At 63.2% G+C, this 454-nt stretch carries 1 pseudogene; it reads left to right on the forward strand.

The window, feature by feature from the left end:
• Positions 1-180 precede the first annotated feature (180 nt).
• A pseudogene (locus TP2_RS12115) lies at positions 181-454 on the forward strand (IS21 family transposase); the annotation flags it as partial.

A 454-nucleotide genomic window follows, 5' to 3' on the forward strand; every position in this document is an offset into this window, starting at 1 on the left:
CCGCTCATTTCGCTAACGCGTGACCGCTCATTTCGGTAGCAACGTGACCGATTCTCCGCCTGTTCCGAAACAGGTGGTCACGGCTTACCGAAATCGCCGGTCACGACTTAGCGAAAGCCTTCCCCTTCGTTGCGCATGACCTGATGCGCCGCCATCCTCGACCGATTTCGGGAGAGGAAGATGGCGGCGCCGCGAGTAGCCATGCGAAACATCAAAGAATGTCTGCGCCTCAAGTTTGAGGCCGGCTTGTCCCACGAGAAGATTGCCCGTGCCTTGCAGCTGTCCAAGGGCGTGGTTAGCAAGTACATCGCGGCGGCGCGGGTGGCCGGGCTGGACTGGCCGGCGCTGGTGGCCATGGACGAGGCCGCGCTGGCGGCCGCCTTGTTTGCACCGACGTCGACGAACAAGCCGCGCGGTGAGCGAGTGCTGCCCGATGTGCTGAGCATCCACCGCG

The sequence above is a fragment of the Thioclava pacifica DSM 10166 genome, from assembly GCF_000714535.1.
Lineage (GTDB): Bacteria > Pseudomonadota > Alphaproteobacteria > Rhodobacterales > Rhodobacteraceae > Thioclava > Thioclava pacifica.